The following is a 19,384-nucleotide window of genomic DNA, read 5'->3' on the forward strand; positions in this document are numbered from 1 at the left end:
GAGGAACGACAGGAAATGCTCCAGATCACCCGCCGTGCTCTACTCGGCACCGCACTCGCCACACCAGCCCTCGCACAGACTTGGCCTGACCGGCCGATCACGCTGATGCACGGCTTCGGCGCGGGCGGGAACGCGGACGTCATCGCGCGCGTCATCGCGGCACCACTGGCCGAAGCTCTGGGAAAACCCGTCGTCGTGGAAGCGCGCACCGGCGCGGGCGGGAACATCGCCAGCGAAGCCGTCGCCCGCGCCCGGCCCGATGGGCATACGCTGATCCTGCTGACCGGCGGCCACGCCGTCTCCGCCGCGCTCTACCGGTCGCTCCGCTTCGACCCGATCGAGGATTTCAGCTTCATCTCTACCGTCTCCGTCTTCCCCTTCGTCGTCGCCACGCGCGCGGACGGGCCCATCACCTCCATCGCGGAAATGGCGAACCGCGCGCGGCGCGACCCGGGCGCGCTCACCTTCTCCTCCGTCGGCGTCGGATCGACGCAGCACCTCACGGGCGAACTGCTCGCGCAGACGCTCGGCGTCTCCCTGACCCATGTGCCCTATCGCGGCGGCACCCAGCCGCTGACGGACCTGCTCTCCGGCCGCATCGACATGATGGTGGACAGCGTGACGGTGACGGGCGCCGGCATCGCCGCCGGCACCGTCCGCGCGCTTGGCGTCACCAGCGCCACGCCCTGGCCCGCCCTGCCGGAAGTGCCGACCGTCGCCAGCGCCGCGCCGGGCTTCGAGGTGGTGTCCTGGGTCGGACTCGCCGCCCCGGCCCGCACGCCGGCGCCGATCGTCGAGCGCCTGAACGCCGAACTCCGCCGCGCCGTCGCCATCCCCGCCGTGAAGGAGAGGCTGGAGGCGCTTGGCACCCGCGTCGCGCCCAACGCGCCGGAGGAGATGCGCGGCTTCGTGGCCGGCGAGGTCGCGCGCTGGAACCAGGTGATCGACCGCGCCCGGATCGACCGGCAGTAGCGCCATCTCCCTCCCCCGCGATTGCGGGGGGTTGCGGCGCTGCCGCAACGCCACAGGCTGGTCGGGGTGGGGGTCTGCGCCCGCCTACCCCGCGATCAGCCGCAGCCCCCAGGTCGCCGCGATCCCCGCGATGATCGCGGCGCCCATGTTGCGCGTCGTGACCTGCACCCCCACCACCACGGCCGCGCCGCACCAGCCTGGCCAGCCCAGCGCCAGCAGCGGCGGCGCGACATAGGCGGCAAACAGGCACCCGGGCAGGTGCCGCAGCACCATCTCCACCCAGGGCGGCGGCCTGACCGCTCTCAGCACGGCATAACCGCCCGCCCGGCAGGCATAGGTCACCAGCGCCATCCCCGTGATGGCCGCCAGCACGTCCCAGCGCACGGCCCACATCTCAGCCACGCGCCTGGTCCTTCCATCCCGGCATCCCCCGCCCGCGCATCTCCATCCAGGCGCCGAGCCCCGCCCCCGCGAAGCTGCCGAGCAGCAGCGGCAGCGGCACCGGCAGCTCCGCCCGATGCGCCGCGATGGCGACCAGCGCCGCCACCCCCCAGGGCAGCAGGTCGAGCCGCGGCCCGCGCCACAGCGGCACCAGGATGGACAGGAAGGCCGCGATGGAGGCGAAGAACAGCGGATGCCCCGGCGGCACCCGCACCAGCCCGCCCCCCAGATGCCCCGCCGCCACGGTGCCCACCCATCCCACCCAGATGCAGAGCCCGACGCCGAGCAGGAACCCCGCATCCCGCCCGCCCGCCCGCTGCTCCGCGATGCCGAGCGCGAAGGAATGATCGACCAGCGTGGACAGCGTGCCCCACAGCTTCCAGCCGCGCAGCTTGTCGAGCCAGGGCGCCAGCGCCGCGCCCATCGGCGCCATGCGGATGTTCACCACCAGCGCCGCGATGGTCGCGGCCAGGATCGGCGCGGGATCGGTCCAGAGTTCCAGCACCACCAGCTGCGCCGCGCCCGCGAAGACGAAGGTGCTCATCAGCACCGTCTCCGCGAAGCTCAGCCCCTTGGCGGCGGAGAGCACGCCGATGACCAGCCCGAAGGGCACCATGCCGATCAGCAGCGGCACGGAGGTCACGGCCCCGCGCCGCACCCCGTCCCGCGTGAAGACCACCCGCCCGCGCGCCCGCGCGCCCTCCTCGGTGCCGCTCACGATTGCCGGGCCGCCAGCAGCCGGTCCTCCGCCAGGCCGGGATCCATCCCGAGCGCCCGCCCCGCCACATCCCGCCCGAAGCCGCCCCGCGCCAGCGCCGCCATCGCCTTGCGGCGTTCCTCGAGGCCCGGCTCCGCCGGCCCGAAGGGCCCGATCCGCCGGCGGCGGCAGAAGGCCAGCGCCGCATCCAGCTCCGCCTCCTCCCCTTCCGGCAACGCCGCCGCGGCGGTTTCGGAATCCACGCCCTTGGCCGCCAGGTGCGCCAGCGCCGCGCGGCGGGACTTGCCGCCGCGCAGTAGCCGCCGCGCCCGGCTTTCCGCGAAGGCCGCGTCATCCACGCTGCCGGTGGCGACCATCTTCCTCGCCACCTCCGCCGCCGCCTGCCTGCCCGCCGCGACGGCCGCTTCCGTGTCCTGCATGCCGAAGGCTTCCGCCGCGCGCTTCCAGCGATCCACGCGCCGCATCAGCACGCGCCGCAGCCCGGCTTCCGTCGCGGCGAAGCGCGCGAGATGCGCCACCGCCGCTTCCTGCAGCCGGGCGGCGCTGGGCGGTGGTCCGGGCGGACGCGGTTCTGAGGGGGAATGCCCGGCGCGGGGGTGGCGGCGCCGCTCTTGTGCCATGGGCTCATTCTGCCATGGTCCGCCCCCTCATGGCGACCCTCGCACCCGACTCCCCCATCGATGCCACCCACCCCGCCTGGCGCGGCTTCCTCGCGCTGACGGCGCGGGAGACGAAGCGCTTCCTCAAGGTCTGGGCACAGACGCTCGGCGCGCCGGTCGTCACCACGCTGCTCTTCCTCGCCGTCTTCGTCCTCGCGCTCGGCGAGACGAAGAAGGAGGTGGGCGGCATCCCCTATCTCGAATTCCTTGGTGCCGGGCTGGTGGTGATGGCGCTGGCGCAGAACGCCTTCTCCAACTCCGCCTCCTCCCTGATCATCATGAAGGTGCAGGGCAACATCGTGGACCTGCTGATGGCGCCACTCCCCCCGGCCGCGCTGCTGGGCGGGCTGGTGGCGGGCGCGGCGCTGCGCGGGCTTGCCGTCGCGGCGGTGGTGGTGGCGACGATGTGGCCGATCGTCGGCTTCTCCGTCCCCTCGCCGCTCACCGCCCTGGCCTTCGCCGCGCTGGGATCGACGCTGATGGCGATCCTCGGCGTGCTGGCCGGGCTCTGGGCGCAGAAATTCGACCAGATGGCCACCATCACCAACTTCGTGATCACGCCGCTCGCCTTCCTGTCGGGCACCTTCTACTCGGTGGAGCGCCTGCCCCCCGCCATCCGCGCGGTGGCGCATGCGGACCCGCTCTTCTGGATGATCGATGGCTTCCGCGCCGGCATCGCCGGCCATGCGGAGGGCCATACCGCGCTCGACCTGCTGGCGCTCTCCGCCACCACCCTCGCGCTGTGGCTGGTGGCGCTGCGGCTGGTGCGGCGCGGCTGGCGGCTGCGCGCCTGAAGCGGCCGGGCGGCGGCGCGCGCGCCGCGCCGCCGGCGTGATTCTCCCGCGCGCTTGACGAAGCGTCTTTCGCAACCATCGCGCCCGTGGCCGCGTTGGGTGGCGGATCGCGGGGGGCAACCCCGCGGCGCCACCCCCCGGAGACGCCACGCCATGCTGACCAGCAAGACCATCCTCACCATGACCACGGCGGCCGCGCTCTGCGCCGCGCCCGTGCTGGCCTTCGGTCAGACGACGGCGCCGGCGAACCAGGCCCCGCAGACCACGCAGTCCGCGCCGCGCGATGGCACGCCCGGCAACCCGCCCTCCACCGCCACGCAGCGCGCGCTGGATGCCGTGACGGGCAACCGCACGGATGCGGACGGCACCGGCAACAACCCGCCCGGCACCGCCGCCGGCCGCGCCATCGACCGCGCCACGGGCAATGCCCCCGGCACCGCGGCGGCGCCCGCCACCGGCGCGGCCGCGACCGGCGCCACCACCCCCGGCATGGCGGTGGACAGCATGCGCCTGCGCGAAGGCCGCCGCGCCAGCCAGGTGATCGGCAGCACCGTCTACAACGAGAACAACGAAAGCATCGGGGAGGTCGATGACCTCATCGTCCCCGCCGCCGGCGGCCAGCCCGTCGCCGTCATCTCGGTCGGCGGCTTCCTCGGCATCGGCGCGCGCCTCGTGGCCGTGCCCTATGAGCGCCTGACCCACAATGGGGAGCGCAACCGCTGGATGCTGCAGGGCGCGACCAAGGAAGGCCTGCAGGCCCTGCCGGCCTTCACCTACGACAACGCGAACCGCCGCGGCTGAACGAAAGGCCCGATATCATGAAGCGCACCCTCTTCGCCCTCGCCGCCCTCGCGCCGCTGGTCGCCTGCGCCAACCCGCAGGATGGCCGGCCGGGCAACCCGCCCTCCACCGCCAGCCAGCGCGCCTATGACCGCGCCACGGGCAGCCCGCCCACCAGCGCCGACGGCACGGGCAACAACCCCTCCGGCACCGCGGCCACGCGGGCGCTGGACCGGGCGGCGGGCACCAACACCTCCGGCGCCTATCCGACGCAGTCGGACGGCACGCCGGGCAACCCGCCGGGCACGGCCGCCCAGCGCGCCTATGACCGCGCCACGGGTTCCAACACCTCCGGCGCCTATCCCGCGAATAGCGGCGGCGTCCGCCAGTAGCGGCCGCGCCGCCCGGGAAGGCCGGTCCCCGCCAGGGGGCCGGCCTTTTTTTCATGCCGGGCGCTTTTGACCGGCGCCTCTCTTTCGTGCAATTTCCACCGCTTCCACGCCCGCCTTGGCGAATGGACGCCCAAGGCCGCGCGGACCGACGGAGGATGGATCCCGTGATCCCCGCCCTGATGCCGACCTACAACCGCGCCGACCTCGCCTTCGAGCGGGGCGAGGGCGCCTGGCTGTGGACGGCGGATGGGCGACGATACCTCGATTTCGGCGCAGGCATCGCGACCTCCAGCCTCGGCCATGGCCATCCGCACCTGACCAAGGTGATCGCGGAGCAGGCGGCGAAGGTCATGCACGTCTCGAACCTCTACCGGGTGCCGCAGGCGGAGCAGCTGGCGGCGCGCCACGTCGCGCATTCCTTCGCCGACAGCGTCTTCTTCTGCAATTCGGGCGCCGAGGCGAACGAGGGCATGGTGAAGGCCGTCCGCAAATACCATGCGGAGCAGGGCCATCCCGAGCGCTTCCACCTGATCTGCTTCGAGGGCGCCTTCCACGGCCGCACCCTCGGCATGCTCTCCGCCACGGGGAACGAGAAGTACCTGGCCGGCTTTGGCCCGCCGGTGCAGGGCTTCGACCATGTCCCCTTCGGCAACATGAACGCCGTGCGGGACGCGATCGGGCCCCAGACCGCCGGCATCATGATCGAGCCCGTGCAGGGGGAGGGCGGCGTCCGCCCCGCCGATCTCCGCTTCCTGCGCGAACTCCGCGCCGTCTGCGACGAATTCGGGCTGCTGCTGGCGCTCGATGAGGTGCAGACCGGCATGGGCCGCTCCGGCAAGCTCTGGGCCCATGAATGGGCGGGGATCGAGCCGGATGTCATGTCCTCCGCCAAGGGCATCGGCGGCGGCTTCCCGCTGGGCGCCATCCTGGCGAAGGAGAAGGTGGCCAAGTACCTGAAGCCCGGCACGCATGGCACCACCTATGGCGGCGGCCCGCTGGCCTGCGCCGCCGGCAATGCCGTGCTGGACGTGGTGCTGGCGCCGGGGTTCCTCGACCAGGTCGATCGCGTGGCCCGCGTGCTGTGGCGCGGGCTGCTGGACCTGGCCGCGAAGCACCCGGCCGTGATCGCGGGCGTGCAGGGCGCGGGCCTCCTGCTCGGCCTCAAGCTGCGGCCGGAGGTGAATAACGGGGAGATGCAGGGCGCCGCGGTGGCGGAAGGCCTGCTGACCGTCGCCGCGGGCATGAACGTGCTGCGCCTGGCGCCGCCGCTCATCATCACGGAGGCCGAGGTGGAGCAGGCGCTCGCGCTGCTCGACCGCGCCTGCCTGCGCATGACCCCGTCGCAGGCGCAGGTCGCGGCGAAGTGAGCGTGGCGCTCAAGAGTGTCCCGGGGGGCGGGAAGGCCGCCCCCCGGCATTTCCTCGAATTGATGGACCATGATGCGGCGACGCTGCGCCGCATGCTGGACCTCGGCGTGCAGGCCAAGCGCGGCCAGGTGCAGGGCAAGCCGCTGGCCGGCAAGACCGTGGCCCTGATCTTCGAGAAGCCCTCCACCCGCACCCGCGTCAGCTTCGAGGTCGGCATCCGCCAGCTCGGCGGCGACGCCATCGTGCTGTCCTCGAAGGACATGCAGCTCGGCCGCGGGGAGACGCCGGCCGATACCGCCCGCGTCCTGTCCCGCTACGTCGATGCCATCATGCTGCGCACCGACAATGTGGCGAAGATCCGCGAACTGGCGGAACACGCGACCATCCCCGTCATCAACGGCCTCACGGATGTCTCCCATCCCTGCCAGCTGATGGCGGACCTGATGACCTTCGAGGAGCATCGCGGCCCGATCGCCGGCCAGGTCGTGGCCTGGACCGGCGATGGCAACAACGTCGCGCAGAGCTTCATCCAGGCCGCCGCGCGCTTCGACTTCACGCTGCGGCTCGCGACGCCGCCCGAACTCGCGCCCCCCGCCCAGCTCATCGACTGGGCGCGGCGGGAAGGGGCCCGCATCGAACTCACCGCCGACCCGCACGCCGCCGTCGCCGGCGCGCGCTGCGTGGTGACGGATACCTGGGTCTCCATGTCGGATGAGAAGGGGGAGGCGCAGATCAGCCGCCACAACCTCCTCGCCCCCTACCAGCTCAACGCCGCCCTGCTGCGCGGCGCCGCGCCGGACGCCATCGTCATGCACTGCCTGCCCGCCCATCGCGGGGAGGAGATCACGGACGAGGTGATGGACGGCCCGCAGAGCGTGGTGTTCGACGAGGCCGAGAACCGCCTGCATGCCCAGAAGGGCGTGCTGCTCTGGGCGCTCGGCGCCGGCTGAACCGCGGCGGGCCGCGCTTCACCCGCGATTCATTCCCAGGGCGTTAGAATCCGGCGCATCTCCGCCGCCCGGCGGGGACGGATACCGCCGGCCGGCGGGGCGGCGCCCCGCGGCCCGGCATGCTGCCGGAGTCGCCGCATGCACCTGCCCGCCCGCCGCTTCCGCCTGCTCTCGGCCATCGGCGTCCGGACCCGCATCCTGCTGCTGGTCGTGGCCGCGCTGCTGGGCAGCTTCGCCGGCCTTGGCGCCTGGAGCATCCGGACCCTGCACGGGCATGAGATGGCCGCGGCCACCCGCCAGCTGGAACGCAGCCTCGACCTGATGACGGCGCTGCTCGGCGATGTCGGCACCACCTGGCGGCTGGAGGGCGGCAACCGCCTGTTCCTCGGCGACACGCTGATGAACGACAACCACCGCATCCCCGACCGCGTGAAGCAGGGCGGCGGCGGCGTCGCCACCATCTTCGCCGGGGAGACGCGGATCGCCACCAACGTCCCCGGCCCGAATGGCGGCCGCGCCGTCGGCACCGCGCTGGGCCCGGGCCCGGCGCTGGACGCGGTCCGGCGGGGGGAGACCTATCGCGGCCCGGCCATGATCCTCGGCCGCCCGCATGTCACCATCTACCAGCCCATCCGCGATGCCGCGGGCCGCCAGGTGGGCATCATCTTCGTGGGCCAGGACCTGGCCACCGCGACCATGATCGTGGAGGCGCAGAAGCGCGACCTGGCGATGGCGGCGCTGGTCCTCGGCGTGGTCGTGGCCATCGCCCTCTGGGCCCTGCTGCGCCTCTCGCTCCGCCCGCTGGTGGCGCTGGGCGGCGCGGTGCGCGCCATCGGCGCCGGGCAGCTCGCCACCGCGGTGCCCTGCACGGATCGCGGCGACGAATTCGGCGATATCGGCCGCGCCGTGCTGGCGCTGCGCGACAGCAATGCGGAAGCGCTGCGCGCCCAGGCGGCGGCGGAAGCCGAACGGCAGCAGGCGGAAGCGGCGCGCGACGCCGCCCGCCGCACCGCCGCGGACCAGATGGAGGAGGCGGTCGGCGGCATCGCGCAGCAGGTCGCCGGCGCCGCCACCGCCCTGCTCACCGCCGTGGACGGGGCGGGGGAGGTCAGCCAGCGCATCGGCAGCCGCGCGCGGCAGAGCGCGGAGCGGATCGGCCACGCCACGCAGAACGTCCATGCCGTGGCCGCGGCGGCGGAGCAGCTCGCCAGCTCGGTCGCGGAGATCACCCGCCAGGTCGCCGCCGGCACCCGCACGGCGCAGGAAGCGGCGGAAGCCGCCCGCGCCTCCGACACCACCGTGGCCGGGCTGGCGGAAGCGGCGACGCGGATCGGCGACGTGGTGAAGCTGATCAGCGACATCGCGGGCCAGACCAACCTGCTGGCCCTCAACGCCACCATCGAGGCCGCGCGCGCCGGCGAGGCCGGCAAGGGCTTCGCCGTGGTGGCGCAGGAAGTGAAGGCGCTGGCCAACCAGACCGCGAAGGCGACGGAGGAGATCGCCAGCCAGATCGGCGCCATGCGCGGCGCGACGGACCAGGCCGTGGGCGCCGTGCGCTCCATCGCCACCGCCGTCGGCCGGATGGAGGAGGTGACCGGCAGCATCGCCGCCGCCGTCGAACAGCAGGGCGGCGCGACGCGCGACATCGCCCGCAACGCCGCGGAAGCCGCGCAGGGCACGGAAGGCGCCGCCGCCGATATCGGCACGCTGGGTGAGGAGATCGCGGCCAGCGCCACGGGCCTCGCCGCGCTGCGCGATGCGGGCGCGGAGGTCGGCCGCCAGGGCGCCACGCTGCGCGCGGAAGTCGCCAGCTTCGCCGGCCGCATGCGCGCGGGGTGAAGGGCGCGCGCCCCGCCGGCGCGCGGGGTGGCGATGTTCAGCCTGTCTTCATGGCGGCCATGTCATGAAGTCGTGACCTCCCAGAACAGGAAGCTGCCGTGATCACGATGATGCGGGGCGCGCTGATGCGCGTGCTCAACCCCTCCCTCCGCGCCGGGCTGCTGGCCGCGGCGCTGGCCATGCTGACCATCGGCGCCATCGTGCCCATCGCGATCCTGCTCTCCGACAGCCGCGAACAGGAACGGCGGCAGGAACAGGAATCCATCCGCGCCAACCTCGCCCTGCTGGCGGAGGTGCTGAAGCCCTTCGGCACGCAGTGGCGGCTGGAGGGGGAGACGCTCCGGCTCGGCGACACGGTGATGAACGGGCGGCATGAGCTGGTCGATACGGTGAAGCGCGTCACCGGCGGCGTCGCGACCATCTTCGCGGGGGAGGTCCGGGTGGCCACCAACGTGCTGCGCCCCGATGGCAGCCGCGCGGTCGGCGCTCCCATCGGCCCGGGCCCGGTGCGCGACGCGGTCTATGGCCGGGGCGTGCGGTATGAAGGCCGGGTGCAGATCCTCGGCCAGCCGCATCTCGGCGCCTATGAACCGGTGAAGGACGGCACCGGCCGCGTGGTCGGCATGATCGGCGTCGCGGTGCCGATGGCGGAAGCCGATGCCCGCGCCGATGCGCTGATCCAGCGCGCCATGATGGCCGCGGGGCTGACGCTGGTGCTGGCCGGCGCGCTGATGTGGTGGCTGCTGCGCCGGTCGCTGCGCCCGCTGCAGGGCCTGGCCGGGGCGCTGCGCGCCATCACGGCGGGCCGGCTGGATGCCGATGTGCCCTGCACGGGCCGGCATGACGAACTCGGCGATATCGGCCGCGCCGTCGCCGCCCTGCGGGATGCGACCGCCGTCGCCCAGGCCCAGGCCCGCGCGGCGGAGACCGAGCGCCAGGAAGCCCAGGCCGCGCGCATCGCCGCCCGCGGCGCCACGGCCGCGCAGCTGGAGGAAGCGGTCGGCGCCATCGCCGGCGAACTCGGCGGCCGCGCCGATGCGCTGCTGGCCGCGGCCGAGACGGTGGGCGAGGCCAGTGCCCGCACCGCCGCCCGCGCGGCGCAGAGCGCGGGGCGCATCGACCAGGCCACCGGCAACGTCAACGCCGTGGCCGCGGCGGCGGAGGAACTCGCCGTCTCGGTGGCGGAGATCACCCGCCAGGTCGCCGAAAGCGCCCGCACCGCGCAGGAAGCGGCCTCCGCCGCCCGCGCCTCCGACACCACCGTCGCCGGGCTGGCGGAAGCGGCGACGCGGATCGGCGATGTGGTGAAGCTGATCAGCGACATCGCGGGGCAGACCAACCTCCTCGCCCTCAACGCCACCATCGAGGCCGCCCGCGCCGGTGAGGCCGGCAAGGGCTTCGCCGTGGTGGCGCAGGAGGTGAAGGCCCTGGCGGCGCAGACCGGCAAGGCGACGGAGGAGATCGCCAGCCAGATCGGCGCCATGCGCGGCGCCACGGACCAGGCGGTGGGCGCCGTGCGCGGCATCGCCGATGCGGTCGGCCGGATGGAGGAAGTCACCACCAGCATCGCCGCCGCCGTCGAACAACAGGGCGCCGCGACGCGGGAGATCGCCCGCAACGCGGCGGAGGCCGCGGCCGGCACGCAGGATGCCGCCGCCGACATCAGCGGCCTGACGGAGGAAGTCGCCGCCGGCGCCGAGGGCATCGCGACGCTGCGGGAGGCCGGCGCCGCCGTCGGCCGCCAGGGCTCCGCGCTACGGGCGGAGGTGGCGAGCTTCGCGAACCGCCTGCGCGCCGCGTGACAGCACGACCATCCCGATGAGGACGAGGAGCGGCGCGACCGGCATCAGGTAGCGCTGCTCCACATGCACCGGCAGGTAGACGCCCAGGAACCCGCCGCAGACCAGCCAGGCGCCCAGCAGCGCGGGCAGGCGCCTGTCGCCCCGCAGCAGCAGCGGCGCCAGCATCGCCGCCCCCGCCAGCAGCAGCGCGATGGCCCGGCTGCCGGACAGCGCGGCCAGCGCCGCCAGCGCCACGGGCGATCCCGCCTTCAGCCGGTCCAGGATGGCGTCGATCCGCCCGTACCAGGGGCGCGGGCGGTCGAAGCGCAGATGCAGCTCCGCCACCGCATCCACCGGCATGAAGCCGATCTGGAACAGCTTTACCGGCGCGCGCACCACCATGGCGCGCAGCATCTCCCCGGGGTGGCGCCGCCAGGCGCGCCAGTAGCGGTCGCCGGCCACCGCCGCGATCTCCGGCGCCGTCATGCCGGCGGCGAAGAGCGCGTCATTCATCGCGTCCAGCCCCTGGTAGCCGCGCGGCACGACGTGTTCGCGCACCGTGCGGTCGAACAGGTCATCGCCATCGAAGACCGGCACGCCGCGCGCCAGCAGCGGCAGCACCGCCTGCACCATCACGATCTGCTTCGTGGTGGACAGCACGGCATGGCCGCTGCGGCGGAAATTCTCCTCCATCAGCCAGCCCGCGGCCAGCAGCACGGGCGCCAGCAGCAGCCCCGCGCCCAGGATCCGCCGCGCCGCCCCGCGCCCCGCCGCGATCACCGCCGCGGGCAGGAAGGCCACCACCAGATAGGCCGTCGCCTCCCGCACCAGCAGCCCGATGCCGAGCAGGAGGCCCGCCAGCGCCACCGCGCGCAGCGACCCGCGTCCCAGCCCCGCCTTCAGCAGCACCAGCCCCGCCCCGCCCGCCAGCGCGCCATAGAGCGCATCCGTCATCACCGCGACCTGCATGGCGATGGTGACGCCGGCCGCCGGCATCAGCGCCGCCGCCACCGCCACCCAGCCCCGCAGGCCGAGGGCGAGGGCCACCCGATGCGCCAGCCCCGCCAGCGCCGCCTGCGCCGCCATCTGGATCGCGACCAGCCCCCAGACCCAGCCCCCCGGCGACAGCGCCTGCAGCGCCGCGATCACCGCCGGGTAGCCCGGCGTGCGGAAGATCGTCGCCGGGGAGGATGCCTGGCGCAGCAGCGCCTCCCCCGCCGGCAGCGGCCCGGCGCGCAGCGCCTCGGCATAGGCCAGGTAGCTCGGGCTGTCCGGCGTCATCATCGGGCCGAAGGCCAGCAGCGCCGCCAGCGCCGCCGCCAGCGAGGCCAGCACCACCAGCGCCGTCGCCCCCCAGCCCGCGCCGCGCGGCGGGGGGCGGAGCAGGGCAGGGGGCGCCGTCATCGCGGGCTGGACATGCATGGCGGGCGGTCACGGTGCTGTGAAGCCCGGCACCTACCATGCGCCCCGCCGCAGGGTCGAGCAGCCGATACACACCGAAACCGTCGCCGCTTTGCGCCGCGCCCATCCGGCCCCATCTTGCGGTCATGACGACGATCACCCGCCGCACCTGCCTGCAGGCCGCGGCCGCCACCACCCTCCTCGCCACCCCGCTGGCCCAGCCCGTGGCCCAGCCCGCGGCCCCCGCCGCCGCGCTGGAGGACCGGCCCCTCTTCGGCGCCACGCTCCGCACCCTGCCGAACGGCCTGCGGGTCGCGCATGTGGAACAGCGCCGCGCGCCGGTGATCGCCAACTACGCCTATGTCGCGGCCGGCGGGGGCGAGGATCCGCCGGGCCTCTCCGGCATCGCCCACTACCTCGAGCACATGCTCTTCAAGGGCAGCCCGCGCGTCGCTTCCGGCGAATTCTCCCGCCGCGTGGCGCGGGAAGGCGGCAACGACAACGCCTTCACCTCCCGCGACGTCACCGGCTACTTCCAGCATGTGGAGGCGTCCCGCCTGCCGCTGGTGACGATGATGGAGGCCGACCGCTTCGCGGGCGCGCTGATCCCCGCCGCCGAGATGGAAAGCGAGCGCCGCGTGATCCTGGAGGAGCGCGCCCAGCGCACCGGCTCCTCCCCCCGCGCGCTGTTCTATGAGGGCTTCGACGCCGCCATGTGGGGCCGCCAGCACTGGCGCGGCCGCCCGATCATCGGGTGGGAGGAGGAGATCCGCGCCATCTCCCATGCCGACCTGCTGGCCTTCTTCCGCGCCCGCTACGCGCCGGGCAATGCCGTGCTGGTCGTGGCCGGCGCGGTCTCGGCCGAGGATTTCTGGCGCATCGCCGAATCCGAATGGGGCGCGCTGCCCGCCGGCCCCGCCGTGCCGCGGGACCGCGCCCCGCCGCCCGCCAGCCCGCCGGAGCCCCGCTTCGTCCGCAACGACCCGCGCCTGCGCGGCGAGGCCAATTTCGTCCGATCCTGGCAGGCGCCGTCCATGACGGCGGGCGATTCCACGCTCGCCGATCCGCTGGAGGTGCTGCGCCATCTCCTCGGCGGCGGGCAGGGGTCGCGGCTTCACCGCGCGCTGGTGGAAGGCGGCATCGCGCTCGCGGCCTCCGCCAGCTACGACGGCGATGTCGCCGGCTGGACCGATTTCGACATCTCGGCCACCCCGCGGCGGGAAGTGCCGGCGGAGCGCGTCGAGCAGGCGATCGTGGCGGAGGTGAAGCGCCTGCTGGATGCCGGCGGCCCGACCGAGGCCGAGGTCGCGCGCAGCATCCGGCAGATGACGGCGGGATCCCTGCTGGCCCTCGATGGGCTCGGCGCCGCGCCGCGCATGATCGGCAATGCGCTGGCCATCGGCCTCGACCTGGAGACGGTGGAATACTGGCCGCGCCGCATGCGCGCCGTCACGCGCGACCAGGTGGCGAAGGCGGCCGAGGCCGTGCTGGGCCGCGCGCCCTCCGGCAGCGGCTGGCTGCTGCCCGAAGGCGTCGCGGCGCCGGCGGAGGTGCGGCTGTGAGCACCCCCTTCAGGCTCGAGATCCAGACCGTCACCGCGCCGGGTGGCCTCACCGCCTGGCTGATCGAGGACCATTCCGTCCCCGTCGTGTCGCTGGCCTGGGGCTGGGGCGGCGGCGCGGCGCTGGATGCGCCGGAGCATGCGGGCGCGCTGGCGCTCGGCGCCGGGCTGCTGACCGATGGGGCCGGGGAGCTCGACAATGTCGGCTTCGCCGATGCGCTGCGGGACAATGCCATCGGCCTCGGCTTCGATGCGCAGCGGGACGGGTTCGAGGGTTCGCTGCGCGCCCTGCTGCCCGCGCTGCCCGAGGCTGTGCGGCTGGCCAACCTGGCCATGACGGCGCCGCGCCTGGCGCCGGACAGCGTGGCCCGCATGCGCGCCCGCGCGGTCGCCGGCGCACGGTCCCAGCTGGAGACGCCGCGCGGCCAGGTCGGCCGCGCCTTCTGGGCCGCCGCCTACCCCAACCACCCCGCCGGCCGCCCTACCGGCGGCACGGTGGAGACGCTGTCGACCCTGCCCGAACAGGCGATCCGGGACGCGCTGGCCCGCCAGCTTCGCGCCGGCGGCGTGCTGGTGGCGGCCTCCGGCGCCATCACCGCGGCGCAGCTTTCGGCCCTGCTGCCGACGCTGTTTGCCGGGCTCCCGGCGGGGGAGCCGCCCACGGCCCCGCCGCTGCCCCCCTTCGTCCCCTTCGCCCCCCGCATCATCGAGGTCCCGGCCCCGCAATCCGCCATCCAGTTCGGCCAGGCGGGCCTCGCGGTCTCCGACCCGGATTGGGAGGGGTTCCAGGTCGTGCTGCGCATCCTGGCCGGGGGCGGCTTCTCCTCCCGCCTCATGGAGGCGGTGCGCGTCCAGCGCGGGCTCACCTACGGCATCGGCGCGGGGCTCGACACGCTCTTCGGCCAGGGCTTCGTCGTGGGCTCCTCCGCCACCGACAACGCCAAGGTGGGGGAGGCGATGGCCGTCACCCGCGCCGAATGGGCCCGCATGGCGGCCGAGGGCCCGACGGCGGAGGAACTGGCGGATGCCGTCGCCTTCCTGACCGGCAACCTGCCGCTGCAATTCACCGACAGCCGCCGCATCGCCGGCACGCTGCTGGCGCTCCGCCGCAACAACCGCCCGGTCGATTGGCTCGACAAGCGCAGCGACCGCCTGCGGGCCCTGACGGTGGAGGGGCTGCGCGGCGTGGCGGGGCGGCTGCTGAAGCCGGAGGCACTGTCGGTCGCCATCGCGGGGCGGCCGGAGGGGGTCTGATTCCGCTGGCATCGGCGCGGGTGTTCCTGATAGGTTCCCAAGACCACGCCTGAGGCATGCGCCGGTGATTCCGGGAAAGGCGCTGCCTTTCCCGGACCCTATCCGCCCAAAGGGACCAAGGTCCCGAGACGGGCCTGGACCGTCGTCAGTTGGCGTGGCGCCAACATGCCGCGGTCCAGGGTCCCGCTGGACCCTGGCGGGGGGTGCAGGGGGGCGGAGCCCCCATGCGAAAAACGGTGCTAAACGCACCTAATCGGCATAATCGGCTAAATCCGCTGTATTCTTAGTGGCCTCAAAGCCACAGCCGAGCCCGCCGCTTGACCCGGAAGCCCGCGCCTCCGCATATGCCCGTCATGTTCCGGCAGCCCGCCCTTCGAATTAGCGGCCCGGCCCTCCGCTGAGGGTCGGGACACGCCGCGCGCCGAACACCCCCTTTCCGCCGCCCGCCCCGCCGGGCCGCCCGGGACACCACCGATGACCGACAGCCCCGCCACCGCCGAAGCCGCTGCCCGCGACTACCGCGGCACCGTCTTCCTGCCCAAGACACCCTTCCCCATGCGCGGCGACCTGCCGAAGCGCGAACCCGAATGGATCGCCCGCTGGCAGAAGATGGACCTCTGGTCGAAGCTGCGGGAACGGTCGAAGGACCGGAAGAAGTTCGTCCTGCATGACGGCCCGCCCTATGCGAACGGCCCGCTCCATATCGGCCACGCCCTCAACAAGATCCTGAAGGACGTCATCAACCGCGCCGCCCAGATGGCCGGCCATGATGCCGACTACGTCCCGGGCTGGGACTGCCACGGCCTGCCGATCGAATGGAAGATCGAGGAGGAATACCGCTCCAAGGGCAAGGACAAGGACAGCGTCCCCGTCCTCGACTTCCGCGCGGAATGCCGCGCCTATGCGCAGCACTGGCTCGGCGTGCAGCGGGACGAATTCACCCGCCTCGGCGTCTTCGGCGACTGGCAGGGCCGCTACGCGACGATGGACTTCCCGTCGGAGGCCGTGATCGCCGGCGAGATCGGCAAGTTCCTGATGAACGGCTCGCTGTATCGCGGGCTCCGCCCCGTGATGTGGAGCCCGGTCGAGAAGACGGCGCTGGCGGAAGCGGAGATCGAGTACCACGACCATGTCTCGCCCACGCTGCACGCGCTGTTCCGCGTGCTGCGCGCGCCGTCCTCGCCCGGCCTGGTCGGCGCGGATGTGGTGATCTGGACGACGACGCCCTGGACCATCCCGGGCAACCGCGCGCTGGCCTATGGGCCGGAGCTGACCTACGCCGAGATCCATGTGGACAGCGTCGCCGAGGGCGCGCTGGTGAAGCCAGGTGCCCGGATGCTGGTGGCGCTCGCGCTGCTGCCGCAATTCTGCGTCGACGCTCGCGTCGCAACGCACACGCTGGTCCGCACCTTCCCGGGCACGGAGTTCGAAGGGGCGGCCTGCGCGGCGCCGCTGCGGGGACACGCCGGCGCCTACAACCATGATGCGCTGATGCTGGCCGGCGACTACGTCACCGACGATGCCGGCACGGGCATCGTCCATATCGCGCCGAGCCATGGCGAGGAGGACTTCGCCCTCGTCGTCGCGCATAACCGCGCGCATCCGGACAGCCGCATCGAGATCCCGGAATGCGTCGGCGATGACGGCACCTACACCGTCCAGGCCCCGGGCTTCGAGGGCCAGCACGTCTTCAAGGCGCACACATCGGTCTATGCCGCGCTGACCGAACTCGGCACGCTGGCCGCGACGGGCAAGCTGCAGCACAGCTACCCGCATAGCTGGCGGTCCAAGAAGCCGGTGATCTACCGCGCCACGCCGCAATGGTTCATCGCCATGGATGACGAGCGCCAGATCCGCGCCAAGTCGCTCGATGCCATCGCGAAGACGCACTTCGTCCCCGATATCGGCCGCAACCGCATCGGCAGCATGGTCGCCGCGCGGCCGGACTGGTGCATCAGCCGCCAGCGCGCCTGGGGCGTGCCCATCGCCGTCTTCGTGGAGAAGCGCACGGGCGAGCCGCTGCGCGACCCGACCGTCATGGCCCGCATCCTGGAGGCTTTCCGCGTGGAGGGCGCCGATGCCTGGTACCAGCCCGGCGCCGCCGCCCGCTTCCTCGGCAACGAACGCAATCCTGACGACTACGAGCAGGTCATGGACATCGTCGATGTCTGGTTCGAGTCCGGCAGCACCCACGCCTTCGTCCTGCCGCCGCGCGGCCTGCCCTTCCCGGCGGACCTCTACCTGGAAGGCTCCGACCAGCATCGCGGCTGGTTCCATTCCTCGCTGCTGGAGAGCGTCGGCACCAACGGCGTCGCGCCCTTCAAGGCGATCCTGACGCATGGCTTCGTGCTCGATGAGCAGGGCCGGAAGATGTCGAAGTCCCTCGGCAACGTCACCGCGCCCCAGGACGTGATGAAGCAGTACGGCGCGGACATCCTGCGGCTCTGGGTGATGAACGCCGACACCGCGCTCGACCTCCGCATCGGGCCGGAGATCCTGAAGCAGCAGGCGGAGCTCTATCGCCGCATCCGCAACACGCTGCGCTGGCTGCTCGGCAGCCTCGATGGCTTCTCCGAGGCGGAAAAGGTCCCGCACGACCAGCTGCCGGAGCTGGAGCGCTGGGTGCTGCACCGGCTGACGGAGCTGGATGCGAAGCTGCGCGCCGCCGCCGATCCCGCCAGCCCGACGCGCTTCGACTGGACCGGCGTCTATCCCGAGATCCACCATTTCTGCTCGACGGATCTCAGCGCCTTCTACTTCGACATCCGCAAGGATGCGCTCTACTGCGACGCGCCGGACAGCCTGCGGCGACGTGCCGCGCGCACGGTGCTGGACGTGCTGCATCGCTGCCTCTGCGCCTGGCTCGCCCCCGTGCTGGCCTTCACGGCGGAGGAAGCCTGGCTGGCGCGCTTCCCCTCGGAGGATGGGTCCATCCACCTCGAGGACTGGCCCGCCATCCCGGCCGAGTGGCGGGACGAGGCGCTGGCGGCGAAGTGGGCGCGCATCCGCGAACTCCGCGGCACGGTGACGACGCAGCTGGAAGCGCTGCGCAACGCGAAGGAGATCGGCTCCTCCCTCCAGGCCGCGGTCACGCTGCGCCTGCCCGAAGGGGATGCGCTGCTGGATGCGGAGCGCTGGGCGGAGATCCTCATCGTCTCCGACGTCGCGATCGAGGCCGGCGAGCCCCCGCATGAAGCGGGCAAGGCGCCGGGAGAGAAGTGCGAGCGCTGCTGGCGCGTCCTGCCGGAAGTGGTCGGCCACCCCGGGAAGCTCTGCCGCCGCTGCGACGCGGTGGTCGGCTGACCCCATGCTGCGCATCGGGCTGATCCTGGCGGCGATCGTGCTGGTCGCCGACCAGGTCTCGAAGTGGTTCATCCTCTACGTCGTGGCCCTGCCGCAGGTGGGCCACATCCCGCTGCTGGCACTCGGCCCCTTCGGCTTCGACCTGACCATGGTCTGGAACCGCGGCGTCACCTTCGGGATGTTCGCGGGCGACAGCCTGTGGACGCAGGTCGCGCTCGGCGTCATGGCGCTGCTGATCGCGGGCTTCCTGCTGCGCTGGATGGCGCGGGCGGAAAACCGCCTGACGGCGCTCGCGCTCGGCGCCGTGGTCGGGGGCGCGGTCGGCAACGTGATCGACCGGGCCCGCTTCGGCGCCGTGGCGGACTTCGCCGATGCCCATGCCTGGGGGTGGCACTGGTACGTGTTCAACGTGGCGGATGCCGCCATCGTGATCGGCGTCTGCTGCCTGCTCGCGGATGCCTTGTTCCGGCCATCGGGCAGGGGTAAGGATCAGGCGCCATGACCCGCATCCGCACCCTCCTGCTCGGCCTGCCGCTCGCAGCTACGCTCGCGGGCTGCGGCGGCGATACCGCCCGCTCCCTCGGCTTCACGCGGGATCCGCCGGACGAGTTCCAGGTCACGACCCGCGCGCCGCTCTCCGTGCCGCCGCGCATGGTGGACCTGCCGCCGCCCACGCCGGGCGCGCCCCGCCCGCAGGACCAGGCCCGCGCGCCGGCCGCCATCCTGGCCGGCGGCGCCGCCGGCGCCACCGCCGCCGCGCCGTCGGGCGCCGAGCGCGCGCTGCTGGCCCAGGCCGGCGGCCCCGTCACCGGCGATGTCCGCCGCGCGGTGGATGCCGAAAGCCTGCGGCTGGACCGGCCGGAGCGCAGCATCGTCGATCGCCTGATGTTCTGGCGCGAGGCCCCGCCCCCCGGCATCGCCGTGGATTCGACGCGGGAAGCCCAGCGCCTGCGGGAGAATGCGGCGCTGGGGCGTGAGACGACGGACGGCACCACCCCCATCGAGCAGCCCGCGGCGACCAACAGCCGCACCGGCATCCTCAACCGCCTCTTCTGAGGCGCGGCCGCCCCGGGGAGGCCCGGGGCGAGGTTCGGGGACGAGGCTCGGGACAAGGCTTGGATGCGGGCCGGGTTCACTCCCCGGTCCCGCGCCCCTATCTAGGCGGCTTACCC

Annotated in this window: 17 protein-coding genes; 13 read left to right on the plus strand and 4 right to left on the minus strand. The window is 73.4% G+C overall.

Features of this window, described 5'->3' with window-relative positions:
* The first annotated feature begins 15 nt into the window (after positions 1-15).
* Positions 16-972, plus strand: coding sequence for a Bug family tripartite tricarboxylate transporter substrate binding protein (locus tag JJI54_RS09445; RefSeq protein WP_203072710.1), 957 nt, complete (start codon positions 16-18; stop codon positions 970-972).
* 84 nt (positions 973-1,056) lie between these two features.
* On the opposite strand, the gene JJI54_RS09450 is transcribed toward JJI54_RS09445, so the two are convergent.
* The 3 genes from JJI54_RS09450 to JJI54_RS09460 are packed head-to-tail and all read right to left on the minus strand — an operon-like array spanning position 1,057 to position 2,649.
* Positions 1,057-1,365 carry an AzlD family protein gene (locus JJI54_RS09450; protein ID WP_226381641.1) on the minus strand — a complete coding sequence of 103 codons (309 nt, stop codon included), beginning with the start codon at positions 1,363-1,365 and terminating at the stop codon, positions 1,057-1,059.
* A 1-nt stretch (position 1,366) separates the two neighbouring features.
* On the minus strand, positions 1,367-2,131 hold the full coding sequence (locus JJI54_RS09455; RefSeq protein ID WP_318987473.1) for an AzlC family ABC transporter permease: 765 nt from the start codon (positions 2,129-2,131) through the stop codon (positions 1,367-1,369).
* Positions 2,128-2,649 (minus strand): RecX family transcriptional regulator, encoded by a 522-nt coding sequence (locus JJI54_RS09460; RefSeq protein WP_318987474.1) that lies wholly within the window; start codon positions 2,647-2,649, stop codon positions 2,128-2,130. Before JJI54_RS09460 ends, JJI54_RS09455 begins: the two co-directional genes overlap by 4 nt.
* Before the next feature lie 116 nt (positions 2,650-2,765).
* Between JJI54_RS09460 and JJI54_RS09465 the strand changes: the two genes are divergently transcribed.
* From JJI54_RS09465 to JJI54_RS09495, 7 genes are all read left to right on the plus strand, one after another.
* On the plus strand, positions 2,766-3,584 hold the full coding sequence (locus tag JJI54_RS09465; protein ID WP_226381583.1) for an ABC transporter permease: 819 nt from the start codon (positions 2,766-2,768) through the stop codon (positions 3,582-3,584).
* 153 nt (positions 3,585-3,737) lie between these two features.
* On the plus strand, positions 3,738-4,385 hold the full coding sequence (locus tag JJI54_RS09470; RefSeq protein ID WP_203072712.1) for a PRC-barrel domain-containing protein: 648 nt from the start codon (positions 3,738-3,740) through the stop codon (positions 4,383-4,385).
* A 17-nt stretch (positions 4,386-4,402) separates the two neighbouring features.
* Entirely contained in the window at positions 4,403-4,756 is a 354-nt protein-coding gene (locus JJI54_RS09475) for a hypothetical protein (protein ID WP_203072713.1), read from the plus strand.
* 164 nt (positions 4,757-4,920) lie between these two features.
* Positions 4,921-6,123, plus strand: coding sequence for an aspartate aminotransferase family protein (locus JJI54_RS09480; RefSeq protein ID WP_203072714.1), 1,203 nt, complete (start codon positions 4,921-4,923; stop codon positions 6,121-6,123).
* The gene (gene argF, locus JJI54_RS09485; protein ID WP_404817608.1) at positions 6,120-7,073 is read left to right on the plus strand and encodes an ornithine carbamoyltransferase; all 954 of its coding nucleotides are present in this window, start codon (positions 6,120-6,122) and stop codon (positions 7,071-7,073) included. Before JJI54_RS09480 ends, argF begins: the two co-directional genes overlap by 4 nt.
* 138 nt (positions 7,074-7,211) lie before the next feature.
* Positions 7,212-8,912, plus strand: a complete 1,701-nt coding sequence (locus JJI54_RS09490) for a methyl-accepting chemotaxis protein (RefSeq protein WP_203072716.1) — start codon at positions 7,212-7,214, stop codon at positions 8,910-8,912.
* Between the two features lie 107 nt (positions 8,913-9,019).
* Positions 9,020-10,714 (plus strand): methyl-accepting chemotaxis protein, encoded by a 1,695-nt coding sequence (locus JJI54_RS09495; protein ID WP_226381644.1) that lies wholly within the window; start codon positions 9,020-9,022, stop codon positions 10,712-10,714.
* Here JJI54_RS09495 and JJI54_RS09500 read toward each other — a convergent pair.
* A complete protein-coding gene (locus JJI54_RS09500; RefSeq protein ID WP_203072718.1) occupies positions 10,667-12,115 on the minus strand; it encodes a hypothetical protein in 1,449 nt (482 codons plus the stop codon). The genes JJI54_RS09495 and JJI54_RS09500 overlap by 48 nt on opposite strands.
* Positions 12,116-12,240: 125 nt before the next feature.
* Between JJI54_RS09500 and JJI54_RS09505 the strand changes: the two genes are divergently transcribed.
* The 5 genes from JJI54_RS09505 to JJI54_RS09525 all read left to right on the plus strand — a co-directional run bounded on the left by JJI54_RS09505 (position 12,241) and on the right by JJI54_RS09525 (position 19,268).
* A complete protein-coding gene (locus tag JJI54_RS09505; RefSeq protein ID WP_203072719.1) occupies positions 12,241-13,656 on the plus strand; it encodes a M16 family metallopeptidase in 1,416 nt (471 codons plus the stop codon).
* A complete protein-coding gene (locus JJI54_RS09510) occupies positions 13,653-14,909 on the plus strand; it encodes a M16 family metallopeptidase (RefSeq protein ID WP_203072720.1) in 1,257 nt (418 codons plus the stop codon). Before JJI54_RS09505 ends, JJI54_RS09510 begins: the two co-directional genes overlap by 4 nt.
* A gap of 474 nt (positions 14,910-15,383) precedes the next feature.
* On the plus strand, positions 15,384-18,212 hold the full coding sequence (ileS, locus tag JJI54_RS09515) for an isoleucine--tRNA ligase (protein WP_203072721.1): 2,829 nt from the start codon (positions 15,384-15,386) through the stop codon (positions 18,210-18,212).
* Between the two features lie 4 nt (positions 18,213-18,216).
* Complete coding sequence (gene lspA / locus JJI54_RS09520) at positions 18,217-18,714, plus strand: signal peptidase II (RefSeq protein ID WP_203072722.1); 498 nt, start codon at positions 18,217-18,219, stop codon at positions 18,712-18,714.
* Positions 18,711-19,268: a DUF3035 domain-containing protein gene (locus JJI54_RS09525; RefSeq protein ID WP_203072723.1), complete on the plus strand. Its 558-nt coding sequence runs from the start codon at positions 18,711-18,713 to the stop codon at positions 19,266-19,268. The genes lspA and JJI54_RS09525 overlap by 4 nt, the downstream gene beginning before the upstream one ends.
* Positions 19,269-19,384 lie beyond the last annotated feature (116 nt).

Origin of the sequence: Falsiroseomonas ponticola, assembly GCF_016805305.1 — a bacterium.
GTDB lineage: Bacteria > Pseudomonadota > Alphaproteobacteria > Acetobacterales > Acetobacteraceae > Falsiroseomonas > Falsiroseomonas ponticola.

Coding starts and splice junctions, on each gene's coding strand:
- JJI54_RS09525 (WP_203072723.1), top strand. CDS start 18,711: ATGACCCGCATCCGCACCCTCCTGCTCGGCCTGCCGCTCGCAGCTACG.
- JJI54_RS09490 (WP_203072716.1), top strand. CDS start 7,212: ATGCACCTGCCCGCCCGCCGCTTCCGCCTGCTCTCGGCCATCGGCGTC.
- JJI54_RS09475 (WP_203072713.1), top strand. CDS start 4,403: ATGAAGCGCACCCTCTTCGCCCTCGCCGCCCTCGCGCCGCTGGTCGCC.
- JJI54_RS09495 (WP_226381644.1), top strand. CDS start 9,020: ATGATGCGGGGCGCGCTGATGCGCGTGCTCAACCCCTCCCTCCGCGCC.
- JJI54_RS09505 (WP_203072719.1), top strand. CDS start 12,241: ATGACGACGATCACCCGCCGCACCTGCCTGCAGGCCGCGGCCGCCACC.
- JJI54_RS09465 (WP_226381583.1), top strand. CDS start 2,766: ATGGTCCGCCCCCTCATGGCGACCCTCGCACCCGACTCCCCCATCGAT.
- lspA (WP_203072722.1), top strand. CDS start 18,217: ATGCTGCGCATCGGGCTGATCCTGGCGGCGATCGTGCTGGTCGCCGAC.
- JJI54_RS09500 (WP_203072718.1), bottom strand. CDS start 12,115: ATGCATGTCCAGCCCGCGATGACGGCGCCCCCTGCCCTGCTCCGCCCC.
- JJI54_RS09450 (WP_226381641.1), bottom strand. CDS start 1,365: ATGTGGGCCGTGCGCTGGGACGTGCTGGCGGCCATCACGGGGATGGCG.
- JJI54_RS09470 (WP_203072712.1), top strand. CDS start 3,738: ATGCTGACCAGCAAGACCATCCTCACCATGACCACGGCGGCCGCGCTC.
- ileS (WP_203072721.1), top strand. CDS start 15,384: ATGACCGACAGCCCCGCCACCGCCGAAGCCGCTGCCCGCGACTACCGC.
- JJI54_RS09445 (WP_203072710.1), top strand. CDS start 16: ATGCTCCAGATCACCCGCCGTGCTCTACTCGGCACCGCACTCGCCACA.